Source organism: Methyloprofundus sedimenti (assembly GCF_002072955.1).
GTDB lineage: Bacteria > Pseudomonadota > Gammaproteobacteria > Methylococcales > Methylomonadaceae > Methyloprofundus > Methyloprofundus sedimenti.
Window position 1 is genome coordinate 144,170 of record NZ_LPUF01000002.1, and the last position, 14,756, is coordinate 158,925.

The following is a 14,756-nucleotide window of genomic DNA, read 5'->3' on the forward strand; positions in this document are numbered from 1 at the left end:
ACTATTCAAATGGTTCAGAAATTACCACTTTAATAAGCTGCCCTTTGTTAAGGGAAACTCCGGATTGTAGATTATTAGCTATTGCGCAGCTTTCTTCATCCCAGTCACTACCCGCTCTTTTTAGTAATGCAGGTAAACTCTCGCCTGATTGGGCTGGAATAATACGCAATCTTTTCTGGTGCATTTCAGCCTTTTCTTTTGCAGTTAGCTGATGAAAAGAAAAGATGGATTGAGTAATGGCAGGGCGATAGTTGGCAGCTGGATTTTTATTCACTGAGGTTAAACGAAAAATCTGATTTTCAAAGGCAATCCAGGTAACTGTTGATTCTTGTTTATAACTATTAACATCAGTCTGACAGGCTGGAAAGCCACCGATTGTTAGCTTATGAACAGTCTGATTACCCAGTTTCGCCTCGTTAAGAAAATCGTAGGCTGCTTTTACTGGATCATTTCCTTCGCCCTGTAGTTGTAATAATAAAAATGCATCTTGTTGCTTTGATACTCCTGCGATATATTGAGACTGATTTGTGGTTTCCCAGTCAGCCGGGAAAGTAAGACCAATATTTATGATGGGGTGCAGGAACATCTGCTCGACAAATATACCTTGTGCAACATCAGGCCCGACGATTAAGCCATTGAGTTTATCCAGCAAGGCCTTATGATCTTTTGCTAATAAAGTAGTTTCCGAACCTGTTGTTTTTCTGGTATTTAACTCAACTGCCCTTAATTCCGTGGCTTTAACGCGCTCAGGTATAAATGGGTGCGTAGCAAAAAAAGAAAACTCTTTCTCTTCCTTCCCTTCCCTGACAGTTTCACGCTCCAGTGTTTTTAGAAAATGGGAGATACCATCCGGCTGCCATCCCGACTCAACTACGAGTAACTGCCCTATAGCATCCGCATCGTTTTCCTGTTCTCGGCTATAGGGAGCAAGAATTGCAGAATTGAGTAGTGACCCTGTGCCAGACACCGTTTTAGCAAGCAACGGGCTGACCATCCTTACTGCCGCTGAAGTAATGCCAGTTACCAATCCTATTGGCGCGGCTCGGGTTAAGCGTTGTACGGAATGACGTGCAGCAACATGGCCTATCTCATGCCCGATAACGCCCGCCAGTTCATCTTCTGAATTAATCAACACCAGCAGGCCACGACTTATATACACATAGCCTCCCGGCAAGGCGAAAGCATTGGGCTCTTCCAGATCCACGATCTGAAATTGATAAGTAATATCCTGATATGGCGAATTTTGTGCCAGGCGATCACCAATTGACTGTATGTAACTTACTAATTCAGGATCTTCAAATAAACCCATTTGCTCAGCCACTTGTTTTGCATTTTCTGCTCCAAGTTGCTTTTCGTCCTCGAGCGACATGAAAACTATTTCACGATTACCAGTCACTGGATTAACTGCACAGCCATAGACCAAAATAGTGGAAAAAATGATTATGAAAAACTTCAGTGTTCGGGTTATCTGTTGCATTTCTATTTTCAGGGCCTATTGTTTAATGGAAAGTAATTGCTCTGCCTTTTTATGTTGTATCAGACATTATCTGCTTCAATTTTATGAATTGCGCGGATTTGTTCTGATAATGGCTCAACTATACATTTACGTATAAACCAACTGACGCTTTCAGTATAAGGGTGGTGTTAGCGAGTTCTGGCACTGATAAAAGTTAAAATATTTGTCTATATCCTCACACTGACTATATGTTTCAGTTTAACCTCATTAGTTTACAGCTTGGCTTTAGTCATCTCTTCTTTTTGAAATCTTAGTTAAAATCTCACTTATAAATTACTTTATATTTGTCATTACCATAGTTAATTATGCTTATGTAGGTGATGTGCATCTGGAAAATGAGCATGTGCATGAGAGATTTGAGCATGCTTATGCAAATGTCGATGTTTTATGCCGGGTTCGATAGCAATATCATGATCATGTAAGTGATGCTCATCATGACGATGTTCATGGTTATGTTCTATCGCTTCATGGATATGAAAATGTGCATGATACTCGGTAATATGGAGCCAGATACCAACCGCCATTAATGCACCAGAAATAAATAAAGTTAGCGTTAACGGTTCGCCCATAATGAGAGCCAATAATGCGCCTATAAATGGAGCGATGGAAAAATAAGCCCCCGTACGAGCAGCTCCGAGATGACGTAAACCAATAACAAATAGCATCAGGCTTACACCGTAAGCGACAAAACCTAAAACAAGTGCTCCCGAAAGGTTCAGCAAAGGGGGAAGCTTTGCACCTAGAATGATAGCAATAGTGATATTCACAACGCCTGAAATCAAGCCTTTTACAGCAGCAATCCAGGTCGCATCGTATAAAGATACTTTGCGAGTTAAATTATTATCAATGGCCCACATAAAGCAGGCACAAATAATGGCTAATGCTGGCCAGACTTCAGAAAAGCGAATTTCATTTGGCCAACTCAAAAGAGTCGCTCCTGCGATAATAAAAATAATGCCCAGAGCAATTCTGCGATCAAAATTTTCTTTAAAAACAAACCATGCGAGTAATGTTGTGAAAACGCTTTCGGAATTTAGAAGTAGAGATGCGCCAGAGGCTGAAGTTGCTAATAATCCCAGCATTAAAAGTACCGGCGCAATAATTCCACCGCTCAAAATAGCACTCAAAAACCATACTAAATCATTGCGAGGCATCTTAACTTTGGGAGCGTGACTTAACAATCGATATACACTTAAGCCAACACCTGACCCCAAATAAAGTAACCCGGCTAACATCCATGGACTCACTTCATTTAACAAAAGTTTAGAGAGTGGCATACCTATCCCAAACAAGAATGCAGAGCAAAGCGCGGCTAAAATACCTGTTAGGCTAAGTTTTTGTTTTCGATTTATAAAATTAAGATTTATCATCTGGAAATTTTACCAGTATGCCCGTTCTATAGCTCAAAAATTGTCTACAAGTGCGTAAGATTTTCCAGTTTCTTTTAAAAAAATGTAAGATACATTTATCAAACCACATATCAGTCTATTTATATTTGCACTTCATTTAGTTCCTGGCGTATGTTTGCAAGCTGTTTACAAATAAAGTAGGCTCATTCTCATTTAATGTGAGGGCGAACATAACTGAAATTTGAAAGTACTAATTTAACAAGGAAACCGATATATCTTTTTTACTCCTTTATCACTATTTGCACGCGCTGGGTAATGCCGCACAGCAAGGTATAGGGAATAGTATCTGCACATGCGGCAACCTCTTCAACTGGCAAACCGTCACCCCATAACAATACCTGATCACCTGACTTTATACCTGCATGCTCAGTTATATCCACGGTAATCATATCCATAGACACACGACCAACCAGAGGCATGCGCTGATTATTTATTAATACCGGTGTTCCTTGTTTTGCATGACGCGGATAACCATCGCCATATCCTATGGATACTACAGCAAGTAATGTGTTTTTAGCGGCTTGCCAGGTTCCACCGTAACCCACTGTTGCACCCTTTTTAAGCTGTTTAATCGCAATAATCCGCGCATACAGGCTCATCACCGGCACTAATCCTTGATGTTGCGCTGTTTGCTGTAACATAGGGGAAGCACCGTATAACATCAGACCCGGTCTTACCCAATCCTGACGCGTCGCTGGCCAGGCAATAATCGCTGCTGAATTGGCACTGCTTTTTGCACCGGAATAATTTTTCGTCGTTTCGTTAAACAGCTGTAACTGCTGAGTGGTTTTATTATCCTGAAGATCATCCGCATTAGCAAAGTGCGTCATAAAGCTGATTTCAGCATGCACACTACTGCATTGCTGTAGGCGCTGCAGAACAGCAACAAACCGCTCAGGCCGAAATCCCAGTCGGTTCATTCCAGTTTCGATTTTTAACCAGATAGTCAGCGTACCTGGTAAATTTGCAGCCTCTAATATATCGACTTGCTGCTCTGTGTAAATGACCGATTCCAGTTGATAGCGCTGCATTAGTTTAAGTTCATCAAGGCTGGAGAAACCTTGTAAAACTAATATTCTTCGCTGCACATTCGCTGCCCGCAATCGAACCGCTTCATCAATGCGCGCCACTGCATATGCATCAACAAATTCGGCCAGAGAATTAGCCACTAGTACCAATCCATGTCCATAGGCATTTGCCTTAATCACCGCCATTAATTTCGCTTCGGGGGCAAATTCTCTTGCTCTACAAGCGTTATGGCGTAAAGCCGTTATATTTAGCTCAATATGCGCGGCTGCAGGAATCACTCATAATCTCCATCTGCATAAGGGTCATGTGCATAGTTCTCAAAACGAGTGTACTTACCCAAAAAGGTTAAACGCACAGTACCAATCGGGCCATTTCTTTGTTTACCGATAATTAATTCGGCCATACCTTTATCCGGACTATCTTCGTTATATACTTCATCACGGTAAACAAACATGATGACGTCAGCATCCTGCTCAATACTTCCTGATTCGCGTAAATCTGACATTACCGGGCGCTTATTAGGCCGTTGCTCAAGGTTACGATTTAACTGAGATAAGGCAACCACGGGCACATTCATTTCCTTGGCCAGGGTTTTTAAACCCCGCGAAATATCAGAGATTTGTGCAACCCGACTTTCACCACTAGAGGGAGACTGCATTAATTGCAAATAGTCCAATACGATTAAGCCCAATTGCCCATGATCACGTGTTAAGCGTCTGGCTCTGGAACGCACTTCATTCGGTGTCAGTGCGGGAGTATCGTCAATAAACAACTTGGTTTCAGCGAGTAAATTTATAGCTGAGGTGAGTCGCGGCCATTCATCATCATCTAGTTTACCCGTTCTTACTTTATGCTGATCAATACGACCTAGCGATGACATCATTCGCATCGCTAATGAATCACCTGGCATTTCCATACTATATACTGCAACAGGCAAGCCACTACCTACTGCAACATTTTCTGCCATATTCATTGCGATTGTTGTTTTACCCATCGAAGGTCGCCCGGCAACGATAATCAAATCACCCGCCTGTAAACCTGAAGTCATCTCGTCCAGGTCGGTAAAACCAGTACTGGCTCCGGTAATATTGCCTTCTTGTTCAAAGAGTAATTCGATTTTTTCAACTGCAGTACCCAGCAAATCCTTTATCGAAACAAATCCAGACTGCCCTTTTTGACGCTGTTCAGCAATTTCAAAAACGCTTTTTTCAGCACCTTCCAGCAAGTCGCTGGTTGTCTGGCCTTCCGGGTTAAAAGCGGATTCAGATATATCTGTACCCACATGAATCAACTGCCTCAACACCGAACGATCACGGACGATATTGGCATAGGCAATAATATTTGCCGCACTGGGAGTATCTTTAGCTAATACACTTAAATATGCTAAACCGCCGGCATTTTCCAGCTCATTCAATTTACCTAGCGCTTCAGATATCGTAACGATGTCGAAAGGAACCTGTTTTTCAGCTAAATCCTGAATAGCATGAAAAATAACCCGATGATCTTTACGATAAAAATCAACTTCATTTACTTTATCAGCAACCGTATCCCAACGTTCATTATCCAGCATCAAGCCACCCAATACGGATTGCTCTGCCTGAATAGAATGTGGCGGTACTTTTAAAGAGTCTACCGCTCTGTCGCGACTTCTAAATTCTTTATCAGCCATACGCTTGTTATAATATTAAGAGGATTTCACTTTAGTCTACTTGTTGTGATTAACACTTGAGACTAAAAAAATAAATTATACTTCGCGCTAGCATGTATTCGAAATATATTAATAATGACCCATAAAAAAAGGGCTGTAATCAAATAATTACAACCCTTTTTTGTTGATCGATTTTTACTGTATTTATCAGGACAAGTCCATGAAACACAGCATATCGAAAAACGATTAACGTTTTGAGTACTGAGGACGCTTTCTCGCTTTGTGTAAACCGACTTTCTTACGTTCCACTTTACGTGAATCACGAGTAACAAAACCCGCTTTTCTTAACTCTGCACGCAATGTTTCATCGTACACCATTAAAGCACGCGTGATACCGTGACGGATAGCACCAGCCTGTCCTGAAGGACCACTGCCTTTAACCGTAACATTGATATCAAATTTATCAGCTAATTCTAATAATTCTAACGGTGAACGAGCAACCATTTCATCGGTTTTACGACCAAAATAAACGTCAATTGCTTTATCGTTAACTGTAATTTGTCCAGAACCTGATTTCGCATAAACACGTGCAATTGCAGTTTTGCGTCGTCCTGTTCCATAATATTGAGCTTCTGCCATGATATTAACCTGTTAGTTGCCTAAAGTTCTAAAACTTTGGGTTGTTGAGCTTGATGACCATGTTCAGGGCCCGCATACACTTTTAATTTTTTGAACATTGCACGACCCAGTGGGTTCTTTGGCAACATTCCCTGAACTGCAGTATTGATAATGCGATCCGGAAAAGTTTTTCTTAATTTACCTAAACTCACACTTTTCAAGTTACCAATGTAACCTGAATGGCGGTGGTACATTTTGTCTTTTTCTTTATTACCTGTCACGCCAATTTTTTCAGCATTAATGACGATAATATAATCACCGGTATCTACATGAGGTGTATATTCTGGCTTATGCTTACCGCGAAGGCGTCGTGCAACTTCGGTAGCCAGACGTCCAAGCGTCTTACCCTCTGCATCGATCAAATACCAATCGCGCTTCACTTCAGCTGGTTTTGCGCTAAATGTTTTCATATTCGTTATCTTTTTGTAAGATTTTAAGTTAGCCGCTCATTATATTAAATTTAAATTTTTCTTTCAAGTCTATACATAAATAAAAATAAAAGTACAGAGTGTGATGGCAAATTCAGGAAAACAAAAAAAATCCTATCTGGTAAATATTTCTGATTTTCGCGCCTTTCAAGGTTAGTATTTTTTATACGTCTTGAATTACGATTTACTTACCTGATTACTTACCATATCCAGTGCAAGTGCTTCGGCAATTTTAATACCATCAACGGCGGCAGATAAAATACCACCGGCATACCCTGCTCCTTCCCCCGCCGGATAAAGCCCCCGAGTATTAATGCTTTGCAGTGACTCCCGGTCTCTTTTTAAGCGTATCGGTGATGAAGTGCGCGTTTCCAAGGCTGTTAAAACGGCATCATGCATGGCAAATCCGCGGATTTTTTTATCAAATGCGGGAATCGCTTCGCGAATAGCAGCAATCGCATAATCAGGTAAACTATTGCTTAAATCACCCAGTTTGACGCCCGGCTTATAAGAAGGCTCAACACTGCCTAATTCATGACTTGGCTTATTGCCAAGAAAATCTCCCACTAATTGCGCGGGCGCGTCATAGCTTTCCCCGCCCAAGACAAAAGCCTGTTTTTCTAACCGGTCTTGCAAATCCAGACCTGCCAGAGGGTAGCCAGGATAATCGTTCTCCGGGTCAATTCCAACAACAATCGCACTGTTTGCATTACGTTCATTGCGCGAGTATTGACTCATGCCATTAGTCACAAGATGCCCTTCAGCTGAAGTAGCGGCAACAACAGTACCTCCGGGACACATACAGAAACTATACACTGAACGACCATTCTTGCAGTGATGTACCAGTTTATAGTCTGCAGCACCCAGCAATTCATTGCCAGCGTAATCGCCAAAGCGGCATTGATCAATTAAGGATTGCGGGTGTTCTATTCTAAAACCTATGGAAAAAGGTTTCGCTTCGACATACACCCCTTTTGCAAATAACATTTTAAAAGTATCACGCGCACTATGCCCGATGGCGAAAACTATATGCTGGCTGAGCAAAGTTTCACCACTTGCCAGGATGACGCCCTGCACGCGCTGATTTTCAATTAATACATCATCAACCCGTTGTTCAAAAAGAATTTCTCCACCCAAAGATTCAATGGTATGGCGCATTTTCTCAACCATGGTAACCAGCTTAAAGGTTCCGATATGCGGCTTACTCAGATATAAAATTTCTTCCGGTGCACCTGCAGCAACAAATTCCTCCAACACTTTACGCCCGTGATGCTGTGGATCTTTTATTTGTGTATACAGCTTGCCATCAGAAAATGTCCCTGCGCCCCCTTCGCCAAATTGCACGTTGGATTCAGTATTCAGTTTTCGTTTACGCCATAGGCCAAAAGTATCAACGGTACGTTCGCGCACCTCTTTGCCACGTTCAAGAATAATCGGCTTAAAACCCATTTGAGCCAATATCAACCCGGCAAACAAACCACAAGGCCCCATACCAATTACTATAGGTCTCTCAATTAATACTTCAGGTGCCTGGGTGACAAACCGGTAGCTATCATCAGGTCTGACTTTAATTTGTGCATCATCCGCAAACTGTTCTAATAGCTGTGAATTTTTGCTGGTATCTACATCCAGAGTATAGATAAAAAATATGTTTTTCTTTTGGCGAGCATCATAGCTACGTTTATATATACGATATTCCAGCAATTCACTGTTTTTAATGGCTAATTTGCTGACAATAGCCATGCGTAAATCGGAATCCGTATGATCTAGGGGGAGTTTGATATTGCTTATACGTAACATGCTTTATTTGTGAAAACCAGGGTTTGAAAGAATCAAAAAATCAAATTAAGAAGGTCTGCAGGGTCTACCAAAACTAACACACGTGCATTAGACTTTGCATACGCGGCATATTTATACTTGTCACTGTCATGATCGTGGGGAAATATAGTTAAATACGATACGGCTCTAACTGAATTGATTCTACCCGCCTGCCCAACATTTGTATTTGTCCGTTATAGCGTTCAGCGCCGGTAGAGGAAAATTCAAATTGATAACCACGAGCTATATGTACTTTCCCTCTGCCATCCCGTTTTAAGGAAAAAGCATTAAAAGCGACATAACCATCAAGCATTTGCAATTCCATCTCATGGCAATGACGTTGCGTTGCTGCCAGAGCAAACTCTTTGACCTTCTGGCTACTTTGCCAGTACAAAAACCCTGCCGTAAACAGCAGTATCATCAATATATCGGGCCACATTATATTTCTAACTCACCTTCCAGCGCTAATGCCTGTAACTCTTCTAACGGCGGCATTGCATCTAATGATTGTAGATTAAAGTAATCTAAAAACTGTTTGGTTGTACCATACAAAGCCGGCCGCCCTGGGACCTCCTTGTGCGCCAGAACTTTAACCCACTCTCTTTCTAATAAAGTCCTGATCATATGGGAACTGACACTTACACCGCGAATTTCTTCTATATCACCACGCGTTACCGGTTGCTGATAGGCGATAATAGCGATGGTTTCCAATAATGCTCTGGAATATTTTGGTGGCTTTTCAGCAAACAAGCGCGCCACCCAAGGTGCCATATCCGTTTTCACCTGAAAACGATAGCCACTGGCAACCTGATGCAGACCAACTGCCTGTTGCCGATAGTCATAACATAAGGAATCGATTGCATCTTGAATTTGTTGTTTTTCAGGGGCTTCTAATTCTGGAAAAACAGCATGCAATTGGGCCACCGACATAGGCTGCTCTGCGGCAAATAATAAGGCTTCGATAATACGCTTAATTTTTTTATTAGCATCCACAGGTTCAGGCGCCACTGCATTTAACTGCTGACTCTGTTCTGTAATTCCCATCTTGTCAGCAACGACTGCTTCTTGTTCTTGTACTTCTACTTTCACTGCCTGTTTTTTACTTTTACGCGGAGTTTCTATGACAGGAACGGGTATGTCGGGCTCGGGCTCGGGCTCGGGCTCAGGTTCAGTTTCGAGTTCTGGCTCTGGCTCTGGCTCTGGCTCTGGCTGGAAGTCTACTGGCTCATCCGGCTCAAACAATACGGGTTGTTCGATTATGTCAGGGGGTAGTTGCTGGTTTAAGTCGGACCCGTAACTCGCCGAAGGGCTCTGCCTGGAGAATTTCGATAAGCCCTCCTTTGCTGAGTTCAAGAATGGCAAGAAACGTGACAACAACTCCTGCTTTACCTTCTTGCCGGGTAAAGAGTCGTGTAAAAAGGAAGCAACTCGTGTCTTCGAGTCTTCCCATAATGTGGGCCATTCTTTCACGGACTGATAAGGGCTCTTTAGTAATTATATGATGACTTAATTGCTCAACTCGCTGCAATACGCCTTGCAAGGCAAGTACTATATCCTGTAATTGCACTTCGGGCTGGCATTTATGGACATTGACTGTTGAGGTATCCACAGTTGCGATAAAAATATCCCGCTCCATGCGTGGAATTTCCTCTAAATCTTCTGCTGCTTTTTTAATACGCTCGTATTCTTGTAGTCTACGTACCAAAACTGCCCGCGGATCCTCTTCATCTTCTTCAGGATTCGCCTGCCTGGGTAATAGCATACGTGATTTTATCTCTGCAAGCAAAGCAGCCATCAGCAAATATTCTGCGGCCAATTCCAGTTGCAAATCGCTCATCACATCAATATAAGTCATATACTGCCTGGTGATCTGCGCAATCGGTATATTAAGAATATCCAGATTTTGCTTTCTGATCAAGTACAGCAACAAATCTAAAGGCCCTTCAAAAGTTTCTAAAAAGACCCTTAACGCATCAGGTGGTATATATAAATCTTCAGGTAATTCCAGATATGGCTGGCCAGAAACAATAGCAATTGCCGCCCCGACATGCAAGCTGGCATCCACAGTCAACTTATTGTAAACCCGCTAAAGTAAAAAACAGGTTCTTAGCAAGGTTTAATGGATAACCTAAAATAATGCCCAGACTATTAGTCATTAACAACAATACCAATAAGTAGAAACCATACTGCTCAAACTGATTGTAATAATAACTCCAGCGTCCCGGCAAAGCCCAGGACAGAATACGGCTACCGTCTAAAGGTGGAATAGGCAATAAATTTAGCAAACCCAAAACCAGATTAATCATAATTCCAGCTATACCCACGTAAATCATTGGCACAGAATACTCAGTTATATTTATTAACAGCGCTACCCTTATAAATAAACTCCAGCCTATAGCCATTAATAGATTAGCAACAGGGCCTGCTAATGCCACGACAGCCATATCATGTTTGGGGTTGCGTAAATTCCTTACATTCACGGGTACCGGTTTGGCCCAACCAAACACAAAACCAGTAAACGCCAGCATTAAACAAGGCACGAGTATTGTTCCAACAGGATCTATGTGTTTAAGCGGATTTAAAGTTAAACGCCCCAGCATCCATGCAGTATTGTCTCCATAATATTTAGCCACCCAACCATGGGCGACCTCATGAACGGTAATAGCAAAAATAACCGGCACTACCCAGACAACAACTTTTTGTATTAATGTTAATTCATCCATCTTAATCCTCCAACATAGGCGCTTCACCTATACCCTGGCGCACAATTTCAACCTGATCACCGGCACAGGAAATGATCGTGCTATTTTCACTCTTGACAATCCCTGCATCAATAATTAAATCGAGCTCATTTTCCAGTCTTTCTCTAATTTCATAAGGATCACTCAGTGCATATTCTTCGCCTGGCAGAATCAAGGATGAACTAAGCAAAGGTTTGCCAAGTTCTTCAACAATAGCCAAGGCAATATTATTATCCGGAATACGAATACCGATGGTCTTGCGTTTTGCATGCAGCATGCGTCTAGGCACATCTTTGGTCGCATCGACTATAAAAGTAAATGGTCCGGGAGTAAGCGCTTTGATTAAGCGATGCGCATCATTACTAAGCTTGGCAAAACCTGAACATTGAGCCAGGTCTTTACAAACCAAAGAAAAGTTATGTTTATCATCTAGATGCCTAATCCTTTTTATGGTATCTAAAGGCTTTTTTTCACCTATAAGGCAGCCTAATGCATACCCTGAATCAGTTGGATAAACAATTACCCCGCCTTTACGTACAATCTCTACTACTTGATAAATCAGGCGTGATTGCGGGTTAACAGGATGTATTTCAATAAAATGAGCCATACTCTCTTACCAGAATTCTATTTATAGACTATTTAACGTTGATGTACAGGGTAGAACGAACTAACGCTCGCTCTGCAAAACATGCGCTATCTTTAGCGCATCTCTTTCTGCGGTTGTTTTTGCCACTTTATCTCGCAAATACACGGGCATAGCTTGTTCAACGGGAACTGTTTGCCGGCGTTGCACACCAATGGCACCCAGAAAGGCAATCTCTGCAGCATGAGGCAAATAATCAGCATCATAGGCAATCAATTGTTCACCTAGAAGGGCTGCTAATTGTTGCTGATAATTTAGCCAGCCAGAGCCTATGCCATAGCCTGTTAGTTGCAAAGCTTCTACATCCGTGGCTGGCTGAACTCTTTCTTTGCCTGTAAGCCGGGCAACACCCTCTGCATCGCGCTGATAAACCGCCCAGTATATTTCACCCATACGCGCATCAACAGCCGTAAACAGGGTATCGTACTCTGTTTTCTGCAGACATGCCTGACTGATCGCAGCCAGGGTCGATACCGGCACTACCGGTAAATCAGCACCATAGGCAATCCCCTGCATAACCCCTGTTGCAATTCTAAGACCGGTAAAAGAACCGGGGCCACAACCAAAAGCAATCGCATCTAGCTGCTGTGGTTTTAATTCCGCTTCAGCCATTAAACCATCGATCATCGGTAATAACAGCTGTGCATGCTTTCGCGGTGCTATTTCAAAATACTCTCTGATCTCCCCGTCTATATAAAGCGCAACCGAACAAGCTTCAGTTGCCGTATCAACCGCTAAAATTTTCATGACTGTAATATCAACAGCAATTATAAATCTTTCAATGCATCTAAAGCCGCGTCATAATCTGGCTCATGAGTAACTTCTGTGACTAATTCGGTATAGATAACGCGATCATTTTCATCAATAATCACCACCGCTCGTGCCGTTAATCCTGCCAACATACTATCGACCAGACGTACACCATAATCATCCGCAAAACCAGAGCGAAAAGTAGACACAGGAAATACTTGTTTTAAACCTTCAGATTCACAAAAACGCGCTTGAGCAAAAGGCAAATCAGCAGAAACCATCAACATTACTGTATTATCTACCCGTTCAGCTTTTTCATTAAAAGCTCTTGCTGATGCTGCACACACCGGTGTATCCAGGCTTGGAACAATATTCAGGATTTTCCGTTTACCCGCATAAGTTGCCAGAGAAACATCATTAAGCCTTCCATCAACCAGCTTAAAATCAGGTGCTTTAGAGCCTACTGCAGGTAGTTCTCCACTGGTATTTATGACGATTTCATCATTGCCTGGTTTAAATGTTAATTTAGCCATATTTTTACCTCGTAATTTGTTTTCAGCGTCTATTTCTACCTGGAAAATTGAATGGATTTCAATCCACTCTATGCACCTCTATTTTTCTTTTTTAAGGATATTTTTTTCTGTTTATGGTGCTCCATTAAGCGTTTTTTCTTATGTAATTGTCGGTCACTTAATTTATTTTTGACTTCTTTAAAAGGGTTTTTAGGGGATTTAAAAACTATCCGTATCGGCGTTCCTTCCAGTTTCAGTTTAGTCCGAAAATAATTTATTAAATAACGTTCGTATGCTGCCGAAATTAAATCTGTCTGATTACCATGCACGACCACAATAGGTGGATTTCGCCCACCCTGATGCGCATGTTTTAATTTAATTCTACGCCCATTGACCATCGGAGGTTGATGCCCGGCAACAGCATCTTTTAAGATCTGCGTTAATATCGAAGTGGACATATCCACCATGGCAGCATCATATAACTTATGTACTACATCGAATAAAGTACCGACACCACTTCCATGCAAGGCAGAGATAGGATGCTTTTCAGCAAAATCTAAAAAGGGCAATTTAACTTCAGTTTGACGCTTGATCAGGGCGCGTTGATCAAAATCCAGGCCGTCCCATTTATTAAAACCGATAATAAGTGCACGACCGGCATCCAGCACCATACCAAGTAAATGAGCATCCTGATCGGTAATACCTTCACTGGCATCAATTAAATAAATTACTACATTGGCTTTTTCTACTGACTGCAATGCTTTAATGATACTGAATTTCTCCACCACCAAAGTAACCTTAGCCCGGCGACGCATACCTGCAGTATCAATCAGTGTATACTTTTTCCCATTCCGCTCAAAAGGGATATAAACACTGTCTCGTGTAGAACCTGGTTCATCAAAAACAACTACTCGCTCTTCACCGAGTAAGCGATTAACTAAAGTTGATTTACCTACGTTAGGCCGACCCACAACTGCAATGGCAACACCCTGATCATGTAACTCAGCATCTGTTTCCTCTGTTGCTTCAGGTAATTCAGCACTGACTCTTTGCAATAATTCATTGACCCCGCGCCCATTTGCCGCAGCAATAGCAACTGGATTACCCATAGCTAAACGGTGAAAATCTGCCGTCGCAATTTCTGCATTGATACCATCAATTTTATTGGTTACCAGAATAACCGGTTTATCCAGTTTTCTCAGCATTGTGGAAATAGCTTCATCAGCACTGTTCATGCCTTCACGCGCATCCACTAAAAACAAGACCACATCAGCTTCTTCCAGAGCAAGCTGCACCTGCCTTCTGGCTACTGAATCAATACCATCTACATCATCAGTTATCCCCCCAGTGTCCACCAATAAATAGGGGGTTTCTCCGCGTTTTACACGCCCATATTTTCTATCGCGTGTTAATCCAGGGTAATCAGCAACCAAGGCATCACGCGTACGGGTTAAATAATTAAATAAGGTCGATTTCCCTACATTAGGTCGACCAACTAAAGCGATAACGGGTAATGTCATTCAGATTCCGTATTGAAAGCACCGAACTCTATGCAAGCCCGATTCAAGGCAGGCTTAAATAGCC

The 14,756-nt window shown here is 42.0% G+C and carries 15 protein-coding genes; all 15 read right to left on the minus strand.

The genetic code is table 11. From position 1 onward, the window contains the following. Position 1: 1 nt before the first annotated feature. On the minus strand, positions 2 to 1,477 hold the full coding sequence (locus AU255_RS13560) for a M48 family metalloprotease (RefSeq protein WP_080523477.1): 1,476 nt from the start codon (positions 1,475 to 1,477) through the stop codon (positions 2 to 4). A 338-nt stretch (positions 1,478 to 1,815) separates the two neighbouring features. Then, positions 1,816 to 2,886: a DMT family transporter gene (locus AU255_RS13565; protein ID WP_080523478.1), complete on the minus strand. Its 1,071-nt coding sequence runs from the start codon at positions 2,884 to 2,886 to the stop codon at positions 1,816 to 1,818. A 260-nt stretch (positions 2,887 to 3,146) separates the two neighbouring features. Next, positions 3,147 to 4,232: an alanine racemase gene (gene alr / locus AU255_RS13570; protein WP_332889059.1), complete on the minus strand. Its 1,086-nt coding sequence runs from the start codon at positions 4,230 to 4,232 to the stop codon at positions 3,147 to 3,149. Beyond that, complete coding sequence (gene dnaB, locus AU255_RS13575) at positions 4,229 to 5,623, minus strand: replicative DNA helicase (protein WP_080523479.1); 1,395 nt, start codon at positions 5,621 to 5,623, stop codon at positions 4,229 to 4,231. The genes alr and dnaB overlap by 4 nt, the downstream gene beginning before the upstream one ends. A gap of 225 nt (positions 5,624 to 5,848) precedes the next feature. Beyond that, positions 5,849 to 6,241, minus strand: a complete 393-nt coding sequence (rpsI, locus tag AU255_RS13580; RefSeq protein WP_080523480.1) for a 30S ribosomal protein S9 — start codon at positions 6,239 to 6,241, stop codon at positions 5,849 to 5,851. Between the two features lie 20 nt (positions 6,242 to 6,261). Further along, entirely contained in the window at positions 6,262 to 6,690 is a 429-nt protein-coding gene (gene rplM, locus AU255_RS13585; RefSeq protein ID WP_080523481.1) for a 50S ribosomal protein L13, read from the minus strand. A gap of 195 nt (positions 6,691 to 6,885) precedes the next feature. After that, on the minus strand, positions 6,886 to 8,508 hold the full coding sequence (locus AU255_RS13590) for an NAD(P)/FAD-dependent oxidoreductase (RefSeq protein ID WP_080523482.1): 1,623 nt from the start codon (positions 8,506 to 8,508) through the stop codon (positions 6,886 to 6,888). A 148-nt stretch (positions 8,509 to 8,656) separates the two neighbouring features. Further along, positions 8,657 to 8,965, minus strand: a complete 309-nt coding sequence (locus AU255_RS13595) for a DUF3301 domain-containing protein (protein ID WP_080523483.1) — start codon at positions 8,963 to 8,965, stop codon at positions 8,657 to 8,659. Then, positions 8,965 to 9,768: an SMC-Scp complex subunit ScpB gene (scpB, locus tag AU255_RS21220; protein ID WP_332889060.1), complete on the minus strand. Its 804-nt coding sequence runs from the start codon at positions 9,766 to 9,768 to the stop codon at positions 8,965 to 8,967. Before scpB ends, AU255_RS13595 begins: the two co-directional genes overlap by 1 nt. 19 nt (positions 9,769 to 9,787) lie before the next feature. After that, a complete protein-coding gene (locus AU255_RS13610) occupies positions 9,788 to 10,591 on the minus strand; it encodes a segregation and condensation protein A (RefSeq protein WP_233144675.1) in 804 nt (267 codons plus the stop codon). A gap of 7 nt (positions 10,592 to 10,598) precedes the next feature. After that, the gene (locus AU255_RS13615) at positions 10,599 to 11,249 is read right to left on the minus strand and encodes a site-2 protease family protein (protein WP_080523487.1); all 651 of its coding nucleotides are present in this window, start codon (positions 11,247 to 11,249) and stop codon (positions 10,599 to 10,601) included. A 1-nt stretch (position 11,250) separates the two neighbouring features. Beyond that, on the minus strand, positions 11,251 to 11,874 hold the full coding sequence (locus tag AU255_RS13620) for an L-threonylcarbamoyladenylate synthase (protein ID WP_080523488.1): 624 nt from the start codon (positions 11,872 to 11,874) through the stop codon (positions 11,251 to 11,253). Between the two features lie 60 nt (positions 11,875 to 11,934). Next, entirely contained in the window at positions 11,935 to 12,657 is a 723-nt protein-coding gene (gene tsaB / locus AU255_RS13625; protein WP_080523489.1) for a tRNA (adenosine(37)-N6)-threonylcarbamoyltransferase complex dimerization subunit type 1 TsaB, read from the minus strand. Positions 12,658 to 12,677: 20 nt separating this feature from the next. After that, positions 12,678 to 13,193 (minus strand): thiol peroxidase, encoded by a 516-nt coding sequence (gene tpx / locus AU255_RS13630; RefSeq protein WP_080523490.1) that lies wholly within the window; start codon positions 13,191 to 13,193, stop codon positions 12,678 to 12,680. A gap of 68 nt (positions 13,194 to 13,261) precedes the next feature. Beyond that, positions 13,262 to 14,692, minus strand: a complete 1,431-nt coding sequence (gene der, locus AU255_RS13635; protein ID WP_080523491.1) for a ribosome biogenesis GTPase Der — start codon at positions 14,690 to 14,692, stop codon at positions 13,262 to 13,264. Between the last annotated feature and the right edge of the window lie 64 nt (positions 14,693 to 14,756).